The organism is Marinobacter sp. LV10R510-11A (genome assembly GCF_900215155.1).
Lineage (GTDB): Bacteria > Pseudomonadota > Gammaproteobacteria > Pseudomonadales > Oleiphilaceae > Marinobacter.
Map to the genome: position 1 here is coordinate 777,237 of NZ_LT907980.1, position 21,250 is coordinate 798,486.

Consider the following 21,250-nt stretch of genomic DNA (forward strand, 5'->3'; position numbering starts at 1 on the left):
GGACGCCCATGTATTACGACTTCTTTGGCTTCAGAGAACCTCCGTTCTCTATCGCGCCTGATCCCCGCTACCTTTATCTGAGCGAGCGTCACAAAGAGGCGCTTGCTCATTTGATGTATGGCGTGCAGGGTCAGGGCGGCTTTATCGTGATTACCGGAGAAGTGGGCACCGGTAAAACCACCGTGAGCCGGTGTTTTATCGAGAACGCTCCGGCCCACGTCGACATTGCCCTTATTTTAAACCCCCGGCTTTCTGCCCGGGAACTGCTTTCTGCCATTTGTGATGAGCTGGAAATCGCTCACCCGGCTGGCGCCACTATCAAACAGATGGTCGACCTGATTAACCGGGATTTGCTCAAAGCCCACGCGGCAGGGCGACATAAGGTTTTGATGATTGACGAGGCGCAGAATCTCTCGGCCGATGTGCTTGAGCAGCTACGCCTGCTAACCAACCTTGAAACCGCAGAAAAGAAACTGCTGCAAATTGTGTTGCTGGGCCAGCCAGAACTGCAGCAAATACTTGCGCTTCCAAAGTTGCGCCAGCTGAATCAACGGGTAACCGCCCGCTATCATCTGGATGCTATAGGCCGTAACGAACTGCCTGCCTACCTAAGCTATCGGCTAGGTGTTGCGGGCATGCGGGGCGATGTGTTCGCGCCGGCAGCCGTGCGCAAGCTCTACCGTTTTAGTAATGGCATACCACGCCTAATCAATCTAATAAGCGACCGCTCACTGTTGGGCGCCTATGCCGAAGGCGAGCATGAAGTGACATCGGCACATATCCGACAGGCTGCTAAGGAAGTTGCGGGTAGCAACAACCTAGGGCCAACGCCCGCGAGTGCCAGAGGCAAGCTGGATTTCCCCGGGTTTTTGGTGCTCGCCGCCTCGCTGTTACTGGCTATGGTCAGTACTTTTTGGCTATACCAGCAATGGTCTGGGGGAAAAACGGTAGCCGAAGTGAGTGCCGCACCCATTGAACTGGCTGGCACGATTCAGCGTGAAGATCAGCCCGAAGAGCAACAACCTGAAGCCGTGAAGAAGCCCTCTTTCAGCTTCGAAGAGCAGGCACTGAATCTACAAGATGCTTTCCGTGGGTTGTTTGGTATATGGGGTGTTCAATACAGCCCGCAGGAATTTCCGATTGCTTGTGAGTTTGCCCGCGAAGCCGGTCTCGGCTGCCTTGAGCGACAGGGTAGCCGCAGAAGTCTGGCGTTTCTGGACAGGCCAGCCATGCTGATGCTTCAGGATAATACCGGCAAGCGTGGTTATGTTGTGCTGCGCCATCTTGAAGACGACGTTGCGGAAATTGTTTTGCCCGCAGGATCAATTCAGGTGTCTTTTGCCAGTATCGAGCCCTTCTGGTTTGGTGAGTATCGGGCTCTATGGCAGCTTCCGGATTATGTCACCAGCGACCCGGAAGTCCGTAATGCTAAAGGTGAAGAGTTGTGGATAGGCGTGCGTATGATGGAGCTTGCAGATGCCCACAGCGAATCGCCCGCAGACAATGCAAAGATCAAGCGTATGTCTGCGCAAGAGCAGGTGCGCTGGTATCAGTCCTTAACGGGTCTAACGGTAGATGGCATTGCAGGTGCCATGACGGTGATCCAAGTTAACAACGACCTGAATGCTGACGTACCAAGACTGGTAAACACCAGGCCCGGAGGGAAGGGATAGGCTATGTCCTACATTCTCGATGCCCTCAGAAAATCAGAAACTGAACGCCGGCAGGGCAAGGTTCCGGACCTTGGGCAGCAGGTACAGCTGATACACCGGCCCAAAAAACGCCGGAAATCTCCGGTGGTTTGGGTGGCGCTGGCGTTACTGGTAAACGCTGGAGTGCTGGCGGTAGTGTTCTGGCCGGGGCGCCCAAGTGAGTTGCTTGTTGCGCCGACCGCTCAAATAGCTGAGCCTGAGGCACCACTGGAGCAGCCGGCGAAATCGGAAACAAAGCCAGTTTCTGATCCAGCGCCAGCTCCCACGGCTCCGGCAGGTACTCCTGAATCTGAAACAGCCGTTGCTCGTGAATGGCCAACCATCATTACGCCGACTGTTCGTCAGGAGCGCCAGGCGCCGGCATTGCGCCAAGATGAGGCCTTTGCCATAGCAAGAGGTGGAGCAAGAGTGCCGCACCTGGTTGAGCTGCCCCTTTCATTTCAGAAGAGTATTCCGAACCTAATGTTCAACAGCCATATTTACTCCACAGATCCCTACGCCAGCCGGGTGATGATCAATGATCATTACCTAAGCCGTGGGGAATCCTTTTCTGGTATTACCGTAGAAGAGGTCACTGAAAATGGCGTGGTGCTTAGCAAGCAGGGAACACGCTTTAGGGTGGGCATTGTCCGCGATTGGGTGAGCCCGCGCTGATGGCATTATCCGACGAGATCAAACAGGAGATTCAGCAGAGTTATCGCGACGTTCTGGCCGGCAAAGACGTTCGTGCCCGCTATGGCCAGCGCTTAATGATTGCTGAGATTGCCCGCTACATGGGCGATATTACCGAAAACGACGGCCAACGTACCTCACCGCCGGCTGCCTGTGTGGTTGAGGCCGGCACGGGTACGGGTAAAACCCTGGCTTATCTCATTGCAGCCATTCCCGTGGCTCGGGCTCTTAATAAAACCTTAGTAATATCCACAGCAACGGTGGCGTTGCAAGATCAGATTGTGCTCAAAGACCTGCCGGATCTGAAAAAACACAGCAAGATGAACTTTAGCTGGACCTTGGCCAAAGGCCGCGGGCGGTATCTGTGCATGTCCCGCTTGGAGACGCGCCTGCATGATGAAGGTAACGGCGATAGCGATACTATGCCGTTGTTTCTGCTGGACAGCCACGGCACCGAGGAGCCGGGCACCCGGGCATTCTTTGAAGAAATGCTGGCAAGCTATGGCTCGCGCAAATGGGATGGCGACAGAGACCATTGGCCCGAGCAGATACCAGATGAGATTTGGCGCCAGGTAACAACCGATCATCGCCAGTGCACCAACCGGCATTGCAGCTACTTCGACAGCTGCGCCTTTTTTGATGCTCGCAAAGATCTGGACGAAGTGGATATTGTGGTGGCCAATCACGATCTCGTTCTCGCTGACTTGGCCTTGGGTGGCGGTGCGATTCTGCCGGAACCTGAAAATGCCTTGTTTATTTTCGACGAAGCCCATCACCTGCCAGACAAAGCGCTGAATCACTTTGCGGCGTCTGTACCCCTGAACTCGACTCGGCAATGGCTTAAGCAGCTGTCGCAAGCGCTTGCCAAAATGCAGCCCTATTTGGCCGCGGGCACTCAGGGTGCGAAAACGATTGATCGTATAAGTGGCGCCTCTCGAGATGTCGATTTGGTGCTTAGCAGGGTTTACGAAGAAGCCGAGCACAACACCGGCTGGGAGTTCAACGACGAACGCCGCTCTGCACAATGGCGGTACCCTGAGGGTGAGCTGCCAGAGGCACTGGCAGAACTGGCTTCTGAGAGCCGGCTTGCCACCGCGAACCTGGTGCGCCACCTAGGCGTGCTGGCGGATGAATTGCAGGGCGCGTTCGATGAACGCAAACAGCATGAGATCGACCGAGACACCGCAGAAGCTTGGTACCCGGTGATTGGTGCGTTTCACAGCCGGTCGGAAGACCAGCTACGCCTCTGGACAGCCTGGACGGAACAGATTGATGGCCCGAACAAAGGCAAAAGCCCCCCTCCGGCACGTTGGAGTGTGCGGCAGCGCTGGGATCATGCGGAAGACATCACACTGTTCAGCTCGCCGGTACTGGCAGACAACCTTTTGTACTCAAGGCTTTGGTCGCGGGCCTACGGTGCGGTGCTTACCAGTGCCACTCTAACGGCACTGGGCAGCTTTGATCGCCTGCAATCCAGGGCAGGCTTGCCCGCCGCCAGCCGTTTGCTGGTGGTCCCCAGTTCCTTCCGTTATAACGAGATGGCGACAGTCGAAGTGCCAGCCATGGCCTGTATGCCCACCGACGACGGTTTTGCGGATGAATTGATCAAGCGCCTGCCGGGAGTATGGGCCGGTGAGACCGCCACGCTTGTGTTGTTTACCTCCCGCCGGCAAATGCACCAAGTGCGGGATGCGCTGGCGCCGGACTACCCGGACCTGATTATTACCCAAGACGACATGTCCCGGGGTGAGGTTTTGCGTCAGCACCGGGTTCGCATTGATGAGGGCAGGGCTAGTGTACTGTTTGGCGTGGCCAGCTTCGCAGAAGGGATCGATTTACCCGGTAAGTATCTGCACCATGTGGTGATCACACGGCTGCCTTTCTCTGTGCCAGACGACCCTATCGAGGCCAGCCTAGCGGAATGGGTAACTCAGCGCGGTGGCAACCCGTTTATGGAAATTACGGTGCCGGGCGCCTCCATTAAACTTGTACAGGCTGTGGGCCGTCTACTGCGTACAGAAGAAGATACCGGAAGAGTTACGATTCTTGATCGCCGCATTGTCGCAAGGCGTTATGGTCAGTTGCTGCTGGATGCGTTACCACCGTTCCGGCGCATCATCGAGAGATAGAGAGGTGAGAGATAGAGAGGTGAGAGATAGAGAGGTAAAAAGGCGAGAGGTAGAGAGATTAAGAGGCAAAAAAAGAGCCAGCCCGAAGGCTGGCTTATATAAGGGGTCCTCGAAAAAAACCCGTGCGTCTAAACAACGCTGTGCAAGAAGTCTGAAGGCCTGAAGTTCCAGAATTCATGGTGAGGGCTTGCCCTACCGTGGAATCAATAATAGGGGAGTAGGGGGCGTAGCCGAATCGTCCAAAGGGCGTAGCCTAGGTGAAAAGTTCGCGCCGGATGTGATGGGCGTCACAAAAGCACGGCGAAACCTACTGGGTGAGAAGGCCCAGTTCCCGCGCCCGAGCAAGGGCTTCGGTTCGCCGACCAACGCCCAGCTTGCCATAAAGGTTGCGTATATGGGCCTTTACCGTTGCCGGCGCTACACCCATGCGCACGGCAATGTCTTTGTTTGCCCCCCCAGCGTTAATGAGTTCCAGCACTTCCAGCTCCCGCTGGCTCAGCGGCTCAGCAAGGCCTTGATTTTGGTCTTGGCTGACCGGTGTAGGTTTCTTTTCTTTCTGGCTCGCGGTGTTTGGGTTCTTTTGGCTCTGTAGCATGAGTCTTAGGCTACGCTGCCAAGTTCCTTCGCCTTTCAGGGCAGGTGATTCAAGCAAAAGCGCCTGCAGGCGTGGGCTTTCTTCAACAAACAAGCGCATAAACCCGGCTTCGGCTGCCACGCTGACCGCCCGCTCAAGTCGCTCCCGGCATTCGTCGCTTCGACCTTGCAACGCAAGTGCTTCAGCGCATACCAGCAGTGTTTCCACCAGGTGGCGGTTGTGTTCGTTCTGTTCAGTTTCGGACTCCAACGTTTTAAGAATCTCAAGTGCCTTTTCCGGCTGGCCCTCCGCAACCAGCAGCCGGGCGTAGCTAATGCTGTTCTGTTCCCGGTTCAGGGGGTTGGTAACAGCTTGGCTATCCAGTGATTCCAAGCTTTGGCGGGCTTGAGCAATTTGGCCGGTTGCTAGAAAACATCGTGCCTTAAAAGCGGCGCTGGCGGGTGGCTCGAAAACAATGTGTTCTCTGCGTTTTCGGCCTAGTTGCTCTGCGTCTTCAAGCGCGTCTATCGCTTTCTGAAAATGGCCATCGCTAAAGGCGAGATGCCCCCGGACATGTTGAATGATCACATGTTGCCCCGGCTCAGTGCCTTGGTCTACATGCTCCAGCAAAGGCGCGAGGTGAGCGGCTGCATCCTGTAGCTGGTTACGTTCCCGGTGAATTTCGGTGAGCGCGGCATTCAGCCAGCATGAGATTAGCCTGGGCTGGCTCGGGTCTGAGTAGTGTTGATCAACCCACCGGCGCACCTCGGTGCAGGTATCCAACGCGAGGTCCATATCGCCTCGGTTGTACTGTATCCAGGCCAGCAGGCCACCGCTGGAAAGCACCGTGCTGGGCTTTCGTTCAACCTGCCCATAATGCACCGCAGACTTTAGCGCTTCTTCAGCGCCTGTCAGGTCGCCCCTGCCGTAATCGTCCAGCCCTAAGCCGTAATAGGTCACAGATTTGAGAGGAATTCGCGTGTGGTCAATATCCGCTAGAACCTGACGCGTCAGGTCGCTGGCACTTTTGTCATCGCTGCGCGACCGTGCCAAGTAAGAGCGTATAAGCGATACCTCGCTCTGCAGGCCCAGTGCGCCCTCTGCATCGGGTGCGGAATCTGCAACACGGCGGTCAAGCAAATCCTCAACGTTGGCCAACAGCGGCTCAAGATGATCAAATCGGTTGGCAAAAAAGCGGCTCCAAACCCGCAGCATCTGCAACTGGGCGCTTTCTTCTATCTGCTCTGGGGGCAGTGATTCAAGCCAGTTTAGAACCGGCAGGTGATAGCCCCCATGAATCAGATTGTTACCGTGGGTTGCCAGAACTTCAGCCAACCATGGCCAGTCTTCCTTCTGCACAATCTGAGCAATGGCTTCCTGAACCTGACCGTGGTCTAAAAGCCATTCCACCGTTCGGTGCCAGAGCAGGTGGGCGCGCTCTGGGTCGGCATGGCGGATGCGCTGCAGCAAGGCATCGCGAAACAGGTCGTGATAGCGGAACCATTCGTTGTGATTATCCAGGGGAATCAGAAACAGGTTCTGGGACAGCAGGGTTTGCAGCTTTTCCTGGCTGTCGTCCGCGTTACGAATGGTGTTGCACATGGAGGCGCATAATCGCGGGCAGCAGGCGGTATCGAGCAAGAAGGCGACAATGGCCTCTGGTTGTTTATCTAGCACTTCGCTGAGCACATAGTCGCTGATGTGCCGTTCATCTATGCTCAGGGCGTTTAATGGTACATCTGAAGCAGTAGCTGACGGATCTCGCGCCAAGCCGCTGTTAATTCCCGATAGCGCAGACAGTTGCATGGCCGCCACCCAGCCTTCGGTTCGGCGGCAAATGGCCTGTACTTCCTGCTCTGAAATGGCCAAGCCCATGGTGCTGTGAAAAAACTCTCGGCATTCATCTTCAGAAAACGCCAGCAATGCAGGGTGGATCTCCTGCACCCAGCGGCGCACACGCCAGCGGGCCAATGGCAGGGGCGGCTCAGTGCGGGAAGCCAGAGTCACCGTGACATCTGCAGGAAGATAATCCACAAAGTACCCGAACTGGCGTTGAATCTTCTCGTTGGCTACAAACTGAAAATCATCGAGCACCAGAACCCATGGGCCACCGTCGGATGCTAGTGCGTTGATCAATGCTGTAATCGCGCTGTTGAGATGGTCGTCCGTATTGCCTGCAAGGCTTCTGTGACAGTCTTCAAGCCCGGTTAGGCCAGCGTGTTCAAATGCGCCGGCGATGTACTGCCAGAAGCGCTGGGGCTCATCATCGTGTTCATCCAGGGACAGCCAGGCAATGGGGCCAGTTGTGCGGGCGCACCATTGGCTTACCAATGTTGTTTTACCAAATCCTGCCGGCGCTATCACAAGGTTCATGCGCTTGGGATGGCCTGGCGCCAAAAGTGAACTGAGGCGTTCACGGCGAACCGCTCGCGGATCAGAGGCGGGCCTGAGGAACTTGGTGGTTAATAGCATTGCTGTTCCAGATGCCGAATAAATGGTGACCTCGGATTGTGTGCTCTGTCTCGGTCAAGTCAAGGGTTGGAGAAACAAACATGGCCGTCATAAGCTGCGCAAACGGCATTATGGTCTAAACTGAGTCAGTGGGCTCTTATATACTAATAAAGAATGAAAAATAGACGTGTTATGCGTATTCTTGGGCCTTGGTCACATGTCTACATCTATATGCAGCCCGTCTCAGGCCGAAAACTCAGGGAGCGACAGAGCGAATGAAATTACAACAGTTGCGCTATATTTGGGAAGTTGCGCACCATGATCTCAACGTGTCGGCAACTGCCCAGAGTCTTTTCACGTCTCAGCCGGGCATTTCCAAGCAGATTCGCCTTTTGGAAGATGAGCTGGGCTTGGAAATATTTGCCCGCAGTGGCAAGCATTTAACCCGCATCACCCCAGGGGGTGAAATCATCGTGCGCGAAGCCGGTGAAATTCTGCGCCGTGCGGAAGGCATTAAGAAGATTGCCCAGGAATTCAGTAACCAGCGTAAGGGTGACCTGAGTATTGCCACAACTCACACCCAAGCGCGATACGCCTTGCCGCCGGTGATCAGTGGCTTTATTGAAGCCTACCCCGATGTGTCCCTGCACATGCACCAGGGCACGCCGATGCAGATTTCCGAAATGGCGGCCACCGGGGCCGTTGATTTCGCCATCGCCACTGAGGCTATGGAGTTGTTCAACGATCTCATCATGATGCCTTGTTACCGCTGGAACCGTACCGTGGTTGTGCCCAAGGATCACCCGCTCGCGCAGTTGTCTGAGTTGACGCTGGAAGCGCTGGCGGAGCACCCGCTGGTCACTTACGTGTTTGGCTTTACCGGCCGTTCGAAGCTTGATGAGGCGTTTAAGTCTAAAGGCCTGACGCCAAAAGTGGTGTTCACTGCTGCGGATGCGGACGTTATCAAAACCTACGTGCGCCTGGGCCTTGGGGTCGGGATCATCGCCAGCATGGCATTTGACCCCAAAACCGATACCGATATGGTCGCACTGGACGCCAAAAAACTGTTCAGCCCGAGTGTGACCCGTATTGGCTTCCGCAAAGGCACCTTCCTGCGTGGCTATATGTACGATTTCATTCAGCGTTTCGCGCCGCACCTTACTAAAGAGGCTGTCGACGAAGCCGTTGCCCGCCAGAGCAGCCGCACCGACATAGAGGAATTATTCAAAAATGTAGAGCTGCCGACTTACTAGGCATCGGCAATCCCCGCCCGTTTTCTTACTGGCGGGCTATAAGGTTATCTGCATGCAGGCCGCACTCTTTCTGTGTAGCTTCTTCCCACCACCAGCGGCCTTCGCGTTCATGTTGCCCCGGCAACACTGGGCGAGTGCAGGGCTGGCAGCCAATGCTCACAAAGCCTTTTTCGTGAAGCTCGTTATAGGGGGCCTCCGTCATGCGGATATAGTCCCACACCTCTTTTGACGTCCAGTTAGCCAGTGGGTTGAACTTGACTAGGGTTTTGCCGGGGCCGGAGAAGTTGACGTCTTCCTGGACAACTGGCACTTCGTCGCGGGTGCCCGGGCTTTGGTCCTTGCGCTGGCCGGTAATCCAAGCATCAACACCTGCAAGCTTGCGCTTGAGCGGGTTCACCTTGCGAATACCGCAGCACTCGCCGTGGCCGTCTTCGTAAAAGCTAAACAATCCCTTGTGATTCACCAAATCCTGAACTTCGCTTGTGTCGGGAAACAGCACTTCTATGTTAATGCCATAGTGCTTGCGGACACGCTCGATAAATTCGTAGGTTTCTGGGTGCAGGCGACCTGTGTCCAGCGTGAACACCTTCAGATTATCGGTCAGTTTGTGGGCCATTTCGATGAGCACCACGTCTTCGGCGCCACTGAAAGAAATAGCAATGTTGTCATAGCGTTTGAAAGCAGCCTTCAGAATTGCTCTTGGGCTTTCGCTGCCCAACTCGTCCTGTAGCTCGCGGATATTGCTCATAAAATGTCACTACCTAATACGGGTGTTAGAGAAGGTTAGCATTAAACGACTAATTCCATAAAGGAATGACAATCTATATGGTTATAGCTTGATGTTTAGGTGTGGGCTGAAAACCTCACAGTTTTGTTGCGATGCACGATGCATTCTTCGCCGGTTTTTCTTATGATACGGCGCTAATATTCGGGGAGCGTGCCTTGCTCCCATTTAGAATTCTCACTTGAAACGTTGAAACATTACATCAGGAGATCACTGTGGAACTGGCATGTCTTGACCTTGAAGGCGTATTGATCCCGGAAATCTGGATCGCATTTGCAGAAAAAACCGGTATTGAAGAGCTCAAGGCGACCACCCGCGATATTCCTGATTACGATGTTCTGATGACACAACGGCTAAAACTGCTGGATCAGCACGGATATGGCTTGCCGCAAATTCAGGAAGTGATCGGTGAACTAGACCCGCTGCCGGGCGCCCAGGAGTTTCTTGGCTGGCTGCGCGAGCGGTTCCAGGTGGTGATTCTTTCCGACACCTTCTACGAATTTGCCATGCCACTGATGAAGAAACTGGGTTACCCCGCGCTGCTTTGCCACAAACTGGAAGTTGCCGAGAACGGTCAGATTACCGACTACCTGTTGCGCCAGAGAGACCCTAAGCGCCAGTCTGTACGTGCGTTCCAGCTATTGAACTATCGCGTAATTGCGGCAGGTGATTCGTACAACGACACCACCATGCTGGGGCAGGCGGAAGCAGGCATTCTGTTTCACGCGCCTAAGAACGTAATTGACGAGTTCCCTCAGTATCCGGCAGTGCAGGAGTTTGAGGAATTGAAGCAGGAATTTCTGAAGGCAAGTGCTGTTCACAGCGTCTAAAAATATGCCCTCGATCCAGGGCGACTGCTAGTTGCTCTGGCTCTAGTGGCTAGGGTTCAGATTCTCCAGAAAATCCATCAACGGCTTCACTTTGGTGAGGGTTTCCTGGTATTCGCTCTCAGGATCCGAGTCGGCAACAATGCCGCCGCCGCCCCAGCATCGTATGGTTCCTGTTCCTTTCTCTAGTTCGTCAAGCGCCTCATCAGACACGCCTTCAGATGACTCCTCTTCACACAGCATGGTGCGTATCGCTATGTTGCTGTCCAGAGTGCCATCCAACCCGCGATAAAACACCGACCCGCAATAAGGACCTCGCCAGTGGGGCTCAAGCTCACGGATAATTTCCATGGCGCGGATTTTCGGAGCGCCAGTAATGGAGCCGCCGGGAAACGCATCGAACAGTGCCTTCATGGGAGTTACACCGTCTGTCAATTCGGCTCGGATGTGGCTGACCAGATGATGGACGTTCCGGTACGACTCGAGGGCGAACAGCTGATCGACTTTCACACTTTTGGGTTTGGCGTTCAGGCTGAGATCATTGCGCAGCAGATCCACAATCATAAGGTTTTCGGCAATGTCTTTTGCCGAGGCTTTCAGCTCAGCGGCATAGGCAGAATCGCGCTCGGGCGTGTTTCCCCTCGGGCGGGTGCCTTTGATAGGGCTTGTAGTTACGGTTCGGCCATGTATTTCAAGGAAACGCTCGGGGGATATCGACAATATGGATGCGTTGCCGGCGCGGATAAAGCCGCTATAGGACGTTGGATTTGCTTCGGCTAGGGCCTGAAATGCCTGCCAAGGATCGCCGGAGAATCGCCCGGAAAATTCTTGCGAGAGGTTAACCTGATAGCAGTCTCCAGCTTCGATGTATCGACGTATTGCCTGGACGCTCGCTTTGAAGGCGTCTGGTGTTTGGCGTGGTTCAAAGCCGGAATTCATTCGCCAGTCGAGCACTGCGAGCGGTTCATCCTTGCAAAGCCACTTATCAATGGTCTTTCGGATTCTCTTCGGACATTGAGAATGAGTCCATAGCCAATATTGGTCTGTTTCTCGATTATGGCTGGCGGCCCATAGGTAAAAACCCGCGAACAACAGTGGGATATCCAAAGGCGGGCAAAGCCGCGAGATATGATTCTCCTTCACATACCCTAGTTCATAGCTCACAAAACCAAACCAGCCTCCGGTAAGGCACTGGGGACTGCGCTCTGGTTGGATCTGGTACTGGCTAACCCGTTGCTCCATTTTCTGAGCAATAAGGTCGGTGCAAAAGCTTGAGGGGGCCGGATATTCGATCACTTCCGATTCAATAGACTGAGCAGAAAAGCCGCTGAAAATGCCTCTTGAATAGTCATCCCCAATGCTTCCTATGTAGGCAAAATCCTTTTCCCGGCTGGCATGGGTGAGCAGACGATGATACGCCTCTCGGTTAAGTTCACGCATGGTTGCCGGGTTCAAAAGTACCTCCGGAATCTTCGAGAAATGATAAGCAGCACACAAAACGGGCGTTGTCGGCTTCGCGGCTCCACTGATCTAATGAAAAGTCGTTTTGGATGAGCGCCTCATAGGAGATCGGTCGGTATTATAACTGAGTTAATAGTTTCATCCTTACACAAAAAATGAACTGAGGCTTGTTGTCCGGAATGGGTAGCAGAGCTTTCAAGTAAATATGGAGAAAATGCATGAAAAATACGATTTCGATGTTTGCCCGGCTAGCGATGATTTTTGTGTTTGTAATTCTGCTGCCGTCGTTTTCGTTCGCGCAAAGCGGAGGGGATACGGAAAAGGAGATAAGGGTAATGGTGCAAAAACAGTTCGAACGGATGTATCAGAAAGGTATTGGGAATCTCTCAGATCGAATCGTTGTTTCCGGCGGCGTAAAACCGTTTGCAGTGGTGACCGATACGGGTGACAAGGTGAAGACCATTCGTATTAAACAGATTGAAGAAATGCATGCCGATATGGCCTTGGAGGTGCTCCGTCGTTCCCTTGTTGCCTTGGTCAAAAAGGGCAAGATTGGGGCGACAGCCATCTTTTATACCGCTGACAACCCGAACCAAGAGTCAAATGCAGAAAAGGTTCTGGTCGTTGAAATGGAACACATCTTCGGGCCAACCCTTGCTCAGCTAGTGCCATTCACGGTTAAAGAAGGTAAAGCGGCGTTTGGCGACCAGGTAGTCGTGGATATGGAGAAGCAGATGTTTAATCTCAAAATTGATGAAGGAGCTGCGGGATAATCATATTATGTCGGACAATCTGATTATCGATTATTGTGAAGGTGGTCACGGAACATTCTGTTACCTCTGACGTACTCTGTAGTCGTGCAGATACAAAAGTAAACCAAACAGTCTGTACGTATGGAAACAACAACAATTTGTTCCGTAAAGGAGAACATTATGAAAGGCCTGAAAAAACTCGCACTAGTAACTGCCGTGGCAGCATTTCCGTTTGCAGCTCATGCTGACCTCAGAGCACTGGATGATAGTGCAATGGGCAACGTGACTGGCCAGGCTGGTGTGACCATTGAATTGGAAACTGAAGTCAGTATCGGTGAATTCCGCTACACCGACGAAGGTTATCTGTCTGTTTCTGACATCTTTATTGGTGGTGGTGCAGTTGAGCGCGACGCAACCGGAAACGTTACCGGTGTTGCCGGTCTCCTCGATGACTTGCTCATCGACATTGACGTTGAGGCAGACGGTGATGCGGTTATCGACGTTCATAGCATCTCGGGCGCTCCAATTGACTTTGCGGTCGGTGTTGGTTCGGTCTCACTGAACGCTGCTGGTGGCGGTGGTGAAAGCACACTGCTAGCCAGCAACATCGGTATCGAAGGTAACTTGGCTCAGCTCAACATTCGCGTTGACACTTTGACTGACAATCTGGTCATGAACGTTGGCTTTAACGTTACTGACATGGATGTGGATATGGACTTCTTGGGTGTAAATATCCGCGATATGCGTGTTATGGGCACCAATTTCCTTGAATCTGGCGGTGCGGTTGATCCGGCCGATCCAGCTACTCTTGCGAACGCATTCGCGTTTGCTACTATCACCGTTGGAAAAGGTGTTTCTGCTGCTACTGGTGGGGATGCTCTGGAAATTTCTATCCCCAGCTTCCAAGCTGATATTCTAGTAGGTGGCGTTGAAATTGGTGGCGAGTCTATTGGTTCATTCCAAATGGACAACCTAGCAATCACCAATACTAGCATGAAGGTTTATGGTCACAAATAATCTGATCTGATACCAAAGGTGTTGAAACGCCCCGCATCCGCGGGGCGTTTTTCGTTACTGAACAGGCAATAAAAAACGGCAGCTTAAGAATATAAGTTGCCGTTTCATCTAGGGCTTGAGTGGAAAAAGCACTACCTACTGATCAGGCACCGCAATAGAAAGATCAAACCCACCACCCGCTCTTGGCGTCAGCCTAATCGGCCCTTCATTGATCCCTTGCGGAATGTTTATCTGGTCTATTCCCGGAGGGGTACCAATGGAGAAGTTCAGGTTCTGCCCATCAAAGCCAATGCCCAGCTGATCATTAAGAAAAGACTGGGTGAACGGCTCATCTGGAATCTGCATCTGCTGCCCGAAAATCAACGGCGCAATGTTGGGGGTGAATTCTGCGGGCGGCTGGGCTCTCGCCAGTTCTTCTTGAGGCAAAAGTAACGCCCGGCGAAGAAACTCTTCCTCGGCGTTTGCCAGGGCGTCGGATTTGCCTTCATCTGTAAATCGCTGCAGGGCTTCCCGGTAGGCTTCATCTTCAGCTTCTGTGGTAACGGGTTCGCCCGGGGAAATGGTCAGGGCGCGAATAATGCGCTGGCGGTCAGCTTCCGTTTTCCTGCTCTCTCTTGGTACCACAATTATCGCAGAATCTCTCACATAGGTTTCAACCATCTCATCGGAGGTCATTGCCTGCACGCCTGCGATTGCCGGCAGTGAAGTGGCAGCCGCAAGTGTGGCTGCAATGGCAGCGGCAATTCGGATGGCATTTTTGGTAGAGTGTGCCGCGCCGGGGTTGCACCGGGTTGGCAGGGTGTGGTGGTTCATAATCTGGCCTCTTGCTGGGATAAACTCAGGTACGAGGCGTGTCTGAGGTTACAGCAATCAGTACGCTTCTCTCTATCTATGAGTATTCGGGTTGTCTGACAGTATTTCAAGCGTGTGGGCGTTAGTTTGTGATCAGAACCGTTGATTTGTCGTACAACAAATAAGGATAGGTCGCGCGCAGCCGCGACCTGATCCGGTGTTGGACGAGCCCGGTGCTTCTCTATTAAGGAAATATCATCGGCGAACTGAGAGGTGCTTTGGCCCTGGCATTGGGCGGTCATTTTCGTCAGGCCAGAGGTTCCCGTGACCCTCGGTGAAACCGATAGCCGATCTGTCCTGGTGGTGTCATAGGGTGCTCTGATCCCTCCCTGTGAGGTGCATGTCGGACGGATGTGGGTCTATGCTAAACATCGTCGCCGGATTGTCGGCCCGGGCCACCGGCAAGGTCGCCGCCAAAGCGTGATGCCCATGGGCTCGCCACAACAGGGGCAAACGCGTTGTTTCCGGGGTTGGGTGACGATCCCGGGTAGCGCCACCTGCAAGAGCCACTGCAGCCGGTGTAAGGTTTTGCGGGCACCGCCATGCAGGAACCCGTATTCCCGCACCCGTCGCAGCCCCTTGGGCAGGACATGCTGCAGAACCCGCCAGAGGAACCGACTCGCCGGTTCGGTCAGGGTCTGCCAGCGCCGGGTCTGGCTGTCCTGGTAGCGGAAGGTGACCTGCTCACCGTCGTAATCCACGATGTTCTGCTCCCGGAGCACACCACGATACAGATAGCGGGCCAGATAGGTCAGCGCCTGGTCGCCACGGCCGACCTGCTCGCACTGGGCGACCCAGTGTTTGGGAATCGATTCCGGCAAGGCAAAGCCTTGCTCGCGCATCCGGGTGAGGAATTTGGCGCGAAACACGGTGGCCAGGGCCCGGCCGTTGAACAGGTATCGCCCGGCCCGGGCGTGCCAGTGATGGCCCGTCAGCCCGCCCCCGGGGACCACGATGTGGACATGGGGGTGGAAAGCCAAGCGGCGGGAGTGGGTGTGCAACACCCCGACCAGCCCGAGCTGGTTGCCCAGGCGTTTATCGTTGCGGGCGAACTGGCACAGCGTCTCCCGGGCGGCCTGGAACAGAGCGTGACAGGTCCATCGGAGGTGGTGCCAGGCAAAGCCCCGCAACTGGGCCGGTAGGGTGAAGGTCACCAGGAAATAATCCACCGGCAACAGCTTCTGCCGCTGCCGGCCCAGCCATTGGCTGTTGGTGCCGTGCTGACAGGCAGGGCAACTGCGATGGCCGCAGGACGGGTACGCCTGTTGCACCTGCTGACAGGCGCGACAGTGATAGCGAACCTCGCCACAGTCCGGCGTATGGCAGGCCAGAATCGACCGCAGGGCGGCGTGATGTTCCGGTCGCATACGTGCCCCGACGTGCTGCTTCAGGCTGGCCTCATGATCGCGCAGAATCTGCGCCAGGGTGATCATGGGGTCACCCAGTCAACCTGCAGGCGCTCCACCAGAGCATTAATCATCAGGGCACTGTTCTGCTGGGCCTCATGGGTCATCCGGGTGTAGCGGGCGGTGGTCACCGGGCTGGCATGGCCGAGCAGGGTCTGAATTGAGCGCAGGTTAACCCCATTTTCCAGCAGATGGGTGGCAAAGCTATGGCGCAGGGAATGAATGTGCACATTTTTGCGGATACCGCAGTCCAGAGCGACCTGTTTGATGGCCTTCTGCACTCCACCCCGGTCCATCACCCGGGGCTTGCCGGAGGTGGCAACCGACGCATACGGCGGGTGTCCCCCGGGAAACAGCAGGTCCGGATGACGGTGAGTGGCCCAATAGCGCCGCAAGGCCTTGAGTGTCATCAGCGGTAAAGGCACGAAGCGATCCTTCTTGCCCTTGCCACAGCGCACATGCACCCGCATCAGGTGACTGTCGACATCGGCGATGGTCAGGTTCAGGGACTCGCTCAGTCGCAGGCCCAGACTGTAGGTGGTGAGGAAATAGACCTGATAACTGAGTTTGCGTGTGCGACTAATCAGGCGCTCGACCTCCTTCAGGGAGAGCACGTCCTGCAGGGTCTGAACCTTGGGGGCCTTGACGATAGGGACGTATTCCCAGGGCTTGCGCAGTACATACTGATAGAAACTCTGCAACGCATTGCGGGCAATCTTGACCAGACTCCAGGACCGATGCTGGACCAGATGCATGAAATACTGCTGGAGCTGATCGGTGCTAAGCTGATCGGGACAGGTCTGGAAATAGTCGCAGATCTGTCGCAGGCAACGGGTGTACAGATCGATGGTCTTGGGGCTTTTGCCGCGCAGGGTGAGTTCGGTGAGGTAGCGTTGGTGCAGTGCTTGAAAACGAGCGTGTTCGTTAGCGTTCATCACACTTCTCCTGACAAGCCCTCCGAAATGGAAGGGGTCAGAGAAGTACAGTCGAATTTGGCCTCTGCCGCGTAGCGGCTTCGTTCAACATGCTAATAAAAGTATCAGCCGCAGGGGCACAATGAGCAGACTAATCCGTAGCCGCTTTCCCAGTGGCAACAAAAGTTGGGTCAAAAGCTGGATAAACCGTCGCATTCCGCGGTCAGATGTCCAGGTACTCACCCAGAGAAACCTGTTCATTTTGCCAACGGCGGCCGGCGTGGTGTTCGGGCTGCTGTTGCTGATCATGCTACTTACCGGCATTAACTATCAGAACGGCCTAATTTATCTGGTCACCTTTCTACTGGGTGCGGTGTTTGTGGGTGCCATGCACCAGACCCATCGAAACCTTTCCGGCCTTGAGTTAACGCTGGTTCAAGCGGGTGAAGGCTTTGCCGGCGATGACATTGTTTTCCTTTTGCGGGCTGCGGCCGGCAAAGACGACGCCATTGCCCTTACGCTTTCGGGCGACGAGCGGTCGGTGCCTGTGGGCCATGTGCCTTCTGGCCAGTCGGTAGATGTTACCTTGCCCGTACCTTCTGCGTTCCGGGGTTACCTGCGGCCAGATCGCATCAGGGTTGAAACCCGCTTTCCTTTTGGTTTGCTCAAAGCCTGGTCGTGGATGAGGCCGATGTCGGCCGCTGTGGTGTTCCCCCGGCCAATTGCGGCCCCTGAGGTGATCAGCGCGGTGGAGGATGGCGAGCAAACGGCCAGTTCTCGATCCCCAGAAGGTAATGACCACGCAGAGCTCAGGCCCTGGCGCGAGGGTGATATGAGCCAGCGTGTTATGTGGAAGCGTTTTGCCCGCAGTGGCCAGATGGTGGTGGCAGATTGGGAAGCCGATAAAGGCAGCCCCCACTGGCTGGATTTCAATGCCTTTGCGGGCACGGACCATGAGTTGCGGCTTAGTTACCTCTCATGGCTGGTTTTAGAGCGTGGCAAGAGTGGTGCGAGGTTTGGTTTGAATTTGCCTGGGCAGGTGATTGAGCCAGACAGTGGCCCTGCCCATGCAACCCGTTGCCTCAGAGCGTTGGCGGTTTGGGGCGAGGAAAAACCCCGGGATGCCTTTGCAGCACCCCACGGCACGCGCAAGCACACAGATACCATCAAGCACACAGGCAAGCCTACAGAAGCAACATCGGGGGCCCAAACATGAGCCTTTGGAGCCGTTCCAAGAACGAGCCTGAAAAACCCAGCGATAGCCTGCCGTCCCGCGCATTGCTCTGGCTGATTGCAAGCTTTGGGTTGTTGCTGACACCCCAGCTTGATCGACTTCCCTTATGGCTGATCCTTGTGTGCGTCGCATTGGCGGGCTGGCGGTGGCTTGCTCAGCATGGGCGTGTGCGTTTACCGGGCCGTTGGCTGCGCACCGGGATAATGCTGGTGTTGGTTGCGATATATCTGGTTCGTGTGCAAGGAAGTTTCACCGTGGATACGGCCGCCTCGTTTTTTGTGCTGACGGTTGGTTTGAAGTGGCTTGAAACACGCAACGCGCGGGATTTTTACGTGCTGTTTTATATTCTGGTGTATCTGGCCACCGTGAATTTTCTGTTTCATCAGGAGATTCACTGGGCGCTGGTGAATATCGGTGCCATCGCCTTGTTGCTTATCGGGCTGCAAGTGCTCAATGCACCGGATCTTCCCGGGGGCATGAAGGCGGGCTGGCGCAGGCTGGGCGTTATGCTGCTGAAAGTGCTACCGGTCGTTGTGCTTTTGTTCGTATTCTTCCCGCGTATGGAGCCTTTGTGGAGTGTACCGCTTGTGTCTGGCCAGGCGCGCACGGGTATCAGTGACACCATGCGGCCAGGGGATATATCCAACCTGGCACAAAGCAGTGAACGGGCCTTTCGTGTGACTTTCGGTGGCCCTATGCCGGAGTATCGGGACAGGTACTGGCGGGGGCTGATTCTCGACACCCTCGATGATGGAACCTGGCGCCAGGGCGGGTACGAACCCTATCGATCGCCGGGTCGGGTTAATGTAGATGGCGGCGTGGGTGAGCTGGCAGCCCGTGAGTACGATGTTTTGATGGAGGCCACGGATCAGCGGTGGGCGTTTGCGCTTGAAGGCTCGAAGGCCGTGTCTGATAACGTTGTGAAAGAAGCAGACGAGCTGTTCCGCTTCCGCCGACCGGCAGATAGCACAATTCGCTACAGGTTGGCGCTGGAAAACACCGATAAGCCAGCAGCACAATCCTTGGAGCCGGGCGAAGCTCACCGCTACCTGCAGCTTCCGGCACAGGGAAACCCCCGGGCCCGTGCTCTGGCTGATGAGTTAAAGCGCTCAACCGATGACGTTGGCGTGATCCAATCGCTGCTGAGCCGTTTCCGGGAACAGCCTTACTTCTACACATTGCGCCCGCCCAAAATGCCAAACGACGGCATCGACAGCCTGCTTTTTGATGAAAAACGCGGGTTCTGCGCGCATTATGCGGGCGCCACCACTTTTGTGCTGCGTTCTGCGGGCATTCCCGCGCGGATTGTGGTGGGGTATCAGGGCGGCGAAAGCGGCGCAGGTAACGAATATCTTATCGTGAGGCAGTACGATGCCCATGCGTGGGTTGAGGCTTGGGTTGCAGGGCAGGGCTGGATTCGCATTGATCCCACGGCGGCCATTGCGCCAGACAGAATTGAGCTGGGCCTACGGGACGCAGTGGCCGATGAAGGTTCGTTCTTGGAAAACAACTGGGCATCGGCCCAGAGATACGGCGATGTAGCCATTATTCAGTGGGCAAGCCTGCAGCTTGATCGCATAAACTACCAATGGCAGCGCTGGGTGGTTGGGTATCAGGGCCAAAGCCAGTTAGATTTGATGTCCCGCTTGCCTGGCGGGTTCGGCATGCGCGAGCTGGGTTATTTTACGGCAGGCATTATCGGTGCTGCTTTGTTGATTGCAGGTCTTATATCAGCGTTGCAGATGCGCCGGGGTGTAGGCCGGGATCGCTACGCGCGAGTGCTGGGTGCCTGGTATCAGCTGTGCGGGCGGGCAGGTGTGCCTGTAAGGCATGGTGAAACACCGGCGGCTTTGGCCTCAAGGCTGGCGGTTGCAGAGCCTGCGGTAGCCGATTCTGCCAGGCTTTTTGCTCGGATGGTTAACAGCCATTACTATATGCCTCACTCTAGGCCTCAATCTAGCCCTCAATCTGGGCCTCATTCCGCACGGGACGATAGCGACGATCTGAAGCGCCTGCGCAGATTGCTAGCTACCATGAAGCGACAGCTGCACAGAGCTGGCAAGCATCGATCCGGGATATTCCGGGCCAGCCCCCAATCAGGAAAGCACAGTGACTGATATTGCCCTTGAAATGCCTTGGCTTCAGAAACCCTGGCAGTTTGTACAGAATGGCCTTGCCGAGGGCCGGCTTCCTCATGCGTTATTGGTTAATGGCGAATGTGGCGTGGGCAAGCGCGCCTGGGCAGATGCAGTGTCAGGTCTGTTATTGTGCGCAGCTCCATTAAATAAGGACGCCGGGGCGCCGATTGCCTGTGGCCAGTGCCGTCAATGCACACTGCTTGCCGCATCCAGCCACCCGGATGTTCGGGTGTGCTCGCCGGAAAAGTCCCGGATGATCAAAATTGATCAGATAAGATCGCTTTCGGCTTTTGCGGTTTCATCGCCCCAGGTTGCAGGTCGAAAAATTGCGATTATTGACCGCGCAGATCAACTCAATATCAACTCAGCCAACGCTCTGTTGAAAACCCTTGAAGAGCCGGTGGAGGACTTTGTGCTTCTACTTTTGCAGGAAAGCGGTCGGCCCGTATTGCCAACCATTCGGTCTCGATGCCAGGTGTTGTCGATACCGGTGCCTTCAACAGAGCAGGCCGATCAATGGCTTGCCGGCAAGGTGGCGCACCTTGAAGCCGATAAGCAACCGTCCACAGAGCTTATGGCCAAGTCGCTTATGCTGGCGGGCAATGCCCCGCGCCTGGCGCTTGAGTACACCACAGGTGAGTTCCCGGCGTTACGGGATGAGGCGTTCAATAAGTTTCGGCAATTTATGAAGGGGCAGGTTGCGGTCTCGGAGGCGGCAAAGGCATTTAAAGCACTGGGGTTAGAGGATATGCTCTGGTTGTTTGAAGGTTGGGCGTCGGATTTGGCCCGGCTGTGTGTTGGGGGCAAAGCAAACGATCCGGAAGCCGGTGAAATGCTCGGTTTTCTGGCCGGTATCAACCCGGCATGGCGCGCCCACGAACTGTTGGATATGGTTCGGGAGAGCCGTTCGGCTGGCGTATACAATGTTAACCCCGAACTGGAAGCCAGCCGGTTGCTCATAGCCTGGCGAGACTTAATGCCCACGAAGCGCCGCGCGTCCTAATTACGCTTTTGCTCAGCACAACTGCTATGATTCGGAGATATCAGGGATTTTTTCCCGCACATTCGGTTTAA

16 protein-coding genes are annotated in these 21,250 nt (G+C 55.1%); 10 read left to right on the forward strand and 6 right to left on the reverse strand.

Annotated features, from left to right (window positions below; translation table 11 throughout):
• Positions 1-8: 8 nt before the first annotated feature.
• Genes CPH80_RS03720 through dinG form a run of 3 tightly spaced genes read left to right on the forward strand, consistent with a single transcriptional unit; the run spans position 9 to position 4,513 of the window.
• A complete protein-coding gene (locus CPH80_RS03720; protein WP_096275675.1) occupies positions 9-1,673 on the forward strand; it encodes an ExeA family protein in 1,665 nt (554 codons plus the stop codon).
• Positions 1,674-1,676: 3 nt separating this feature from the next.
• Positions 1,677-2,366, forward strand: a complete 690-nt coding sequence (locus tag CPH80_RS03725) for a general secretion pathway protein GspB (RefSeq protein WP_096275676.1) — start codon at positions 1,677-1,679, stop codon at positions 2,364-2,366.
• The gene (dinG, locus tag CPH80_RS03730) at positions 2,366-4,513 is read left to right on the forward strand and encodes an ATP-dependent DNA helicase DinG (RefSeq protein WP_096281372.1); all 2,148 of its coding nucleotides are present in this window, start codon (positions 2,366-2,368) and stop codon (positions 4,511-4,513) included. The genes CPH80_RS03725 and dinG overlap by 1 nt, the downstream gene beginning before the upstream one ends.
• 307 nt (positions 4,514-4,820) lie before the next feature.
• Here dinG and CPH80_RS03735 read toward each other — a convergent pair whose 3' ends face one another.
• Entirely contained in the window at positions 4,821-7,559 is a 2,739-nt protein-coding gene (locus CPH80_RS03735) for a LuxR C-terminal-related transcriptional regulator (RefSeq protein ID WP_096275677.1), read from the reverse strand.
• A 254-nt stretch (positions 7,560-7,813) separates the two neighbouring features.
• Here CPH80_RS03735 and cysB point away from each other — a divergent pair, with 254 nt between their 5' ends.
• A complete protein-coding gene (gene cysB / locus CPH80_RS03740) occupies positions 7,814-8,791 on the forward strand; it encodes an HTH-type transcriptional regulator CysB (protein WP_096275678.1) in 978 nt (325 codons plus the stop codon).
• Positions 8,792-8,816: 25 nt separating this feature from the next.
• Here the strand turns inward: cysB and CPH80_RS03745 are convergent, their stop codons facing one another.
• The gene (locus CPH80_RS03745; RefSeq protein WP_096275679.1) at positions 8,817-9,539 is read right to left on the reverse strand and encodes a phosphoadenylyl-sulfate reductase; all 723 of its coding nucleotides are present in this window, start codon (positions 9,537-9,539) and stop codon (positions 8,817-8,819) included.
• Positions 9,540-9,790: 251 nt separating this feature from the next.
• Here CPH80_RS03745 and thrH point away from each other — a divergent pair, with 251 nt between their 5' ends.
• Positions 9,791-10,405, forward strand: coding sequence for a bifunctional phosphoserine phosphatase/homoserine phosphotransferase ThrH (gene thrH, locus CPH80_RS03750; protein ID WP_096275680.1), 615 nt, complete (start codon positions 9,791-9,793; stop codon positions 10,403-10,405).
• 42 nt (positions 10,406-10,447) lie between these two features.
• Here thrH and pabB read toward each other — a convergent pair whose 3' ends face one another.
• Positions 10,448-11,857, reverse strand: coding sequence for an aminodeoxychorismate synthase component I (pabB, locus tag CPH80_RS03755; RefSeq protein WP_227520340.1), 1,410 nt, complete (start codon positions 11,855-11,857; stop codon positions 10,448-10,450).
• Between the two features lie 224 nt (positions 11,858-12,081).
• On the opposite strand from pabB, the gene CPH80_RS03760 reads away from it, so the two are divergent.
• Positions 12,082-12,636 carry a hypothetical protein gene (locus tag CPH80_RS03760; protein WP_227520341.1) on the forward strand — a complete coding sequence of 185 codons (555 nt, stop codon included), beginning with the start codon at positions 12,082-12,084 and terminating at the stop codon, positions 12,634-12,636.
• Between the two features lie 159 nt (positions 12,637-12,795).
• Entirely contained in the window at positions 12,796-13,632 is an 837-nt protein-coding gene (locus tag CPH80_RS03765) for a DUF6160 family protein (protein WP_096275681.1), read from the forward strand.
• Between the two features lie 135 nt (positions 13,633-13,767).
• On the opposite strand, the gene CPH80_RS03770 is transcribed toward CPH80_RS03765, so the two are convergent.
• The 3 genes from CPH80_RS03770 to CPH80_RS03780 all read right to left on the reverse strand — a co-directional run bounded on the left by CPH80_RS03770 (position 13,768) and on the right by CPH80_RS03780 (position 16,825).
• Positions 13,768-14,445, reverse strand: coding sequence for a hypothetical protein (locus CPH80_RS03770; protein ID WP_227520342.1), 678 nt, complete (start codon positions 14,443-14,445; stop codon positions 13,768-13,770).
• Positions 14,446-14,843: 398 nt separating this feature from the next.
• Entirely contained in the window at positions 14,844-15,917 is a 1,074-nt protein-coding gene (locus CPH80_RS03775) for a transposase (protein WP_096275682.1), read from the reverse strand.
• Positions 15,914-16,825 (reverse strand): tyrosine-type recombinase/integrase, encoded by a 912-nt coding sequence (locus tag CPH80_RS03780; RefSeq protein ID WP_096275683.1) that lies wholly within the window; start codon positions 16,823-16,825, stop codon positions 15,914-15,916. Before CPH80_RS03780 ends, CPH80_RS03775 begins: the two co-directional genes overlap by 4 nt.
• Before the next feature lie 121 nt (positions 16,826-16,946).
• Here CPH80_RS03780 and CPH80_RS03785 point away from each other — a divergent pair, with 121 nt between their 5' ends.
• From CPH80_RS03785 to CPH80_RS03795, 3 genes are read left to right on the forward strand one after another with little or no spacing between them, the layout of a single operon-like run.
• On the forward strand, positions 16,947-18,020 hold the full coding sequence (locus CPH80_RS03785) for a DUF58 domain-containing protein (RefSeq protein WP_096275684.1): 1,074 nt from the start codon (positions 16,947-16,949) through the stop codon (positions 18,018-18,020).
• Positions 18,017-20,155, forward strand: a complete 2,139-nt coding sequence (locus tag CPH80_RS03790) for a transglutaminaseTgpA domain-containing protein (protein ID WP_096275685.1) — start codon at positions 18,017-18,019, stop codon at positions 20,153-20,155. The genes CPH80_RS03785 and CPH80_RS03790 overlap by 4 nt, the downstream gene beginning before the upstream one ends.
• The gene (locus CPH80_RS03795; RefSeq protein WP_096275686.1) at positions 20,148-21,179 is read left to right on the forward strand and encodes a DNA polymerase III subunit delta'; all 1,032 of its coding nucleotides are present in this window, start codon (positions 20,148-20,150) and stop codon (positions 21,177-21,179) included. The genes CPH80_RS03790 and CPH80_RS03795 overlap by 8 nt, the downstream gene beginning before the upstream one ends.
• The last annotated feature ends 71 nt before the right edge of the window (positions 21,180-21,250 follow it).

Bases quoted from the DNA above. Each gene is read 5' to 3' on its own strand.
- CPH80_RS03760 (WP_227520341.1), top strand. From the start codon at position 12,082: ATGAAAAATACGATTTCGATGTTTGCCCGGCTAGCGATGATTTTTGTG.
- CPH80_RS03720 (WP_096275675.1), top strand. From the start codon at position 9: ATGTATTACGACTTCTTTGGCTTCAGAGAACCTCCGTTCTCTATCGCG.
- CPH80_RS03780 (WP_096275683.1), bottom strand. From the start codon at position 16,825: ATGAACGCTAACGAACACGCTCGTTTTCAAGCACTGCACCAACGCTAC.
- CPH80_RS03775 (WP_096275682.1), bottom strand. From the start codon at position 15,917: ATGATCACCCTGGCGCAGATTCTGCGCGATCATGAGGCCAGCCTGAAG.
- CPH80_RS03770 (WP_227520342.1), bottom strand. From the start codon at position 14,445: ATGAACCACCACACCCTGCCAACCCGGTGCAACCCCGGCGCGGCACAC.
- CPH80_RS03725 (WP_096275676.1), top strand. From the start codon at position 1,677: ATGTCCTACATTCTCGATGCCCTCAGAAAATCAGAAACTGAACGCCGG.
- cysB (WP_096275678.1), top strand. From the start codon at position 7,814: ATGAAATTACAACAGTTGCGCTATATTTGGGAAGTTGCGCACCATGAT.
- CPH80_RS03785 (WP_096275684.1), top strand. From the start codon at position 16,947: ATGAGCAGACTAATCCGTAGCCGCTTTCCCAGTGGCAACAAAAGTTGG.
- CPH80_RS03745 (WP_096275679.1), bottom strand. From the start codon at position 9,539: ATGAGCAATATCCGCGAGCTACAGGACGAGTTGGGCAGCGAAAGCCCA.
- CPH80_RS03735 (WP_096275677.1), bottom strand. From the start codon at position 7,559: ATGCTATTAACCACCAAGTTCCTCAGGCCCGCCTCTGATCCGCGAGCG.
- CPH80_RS03790 (WP_096275685.1), top strand. From the start codon at position 18,017: ATGAGCCTTTGGAGCCGTTCCAAGAACGAGCCTGAAAAACCCAGCGAT.
- CPH80_RS03765 (WP_096275681.1), top strand. From the start codon at position 12,796: ATGAAAGGCCTGAAAAAACTCGCACTAGTAACTGCCGTGGCAGCATTT.
- dinG (WP_096281372.1), top strand. From the start codon at position 2,366: ATGGCATTATCCGACGAGATCAAACAGGAGATTCAGCAGAGTTATCGC.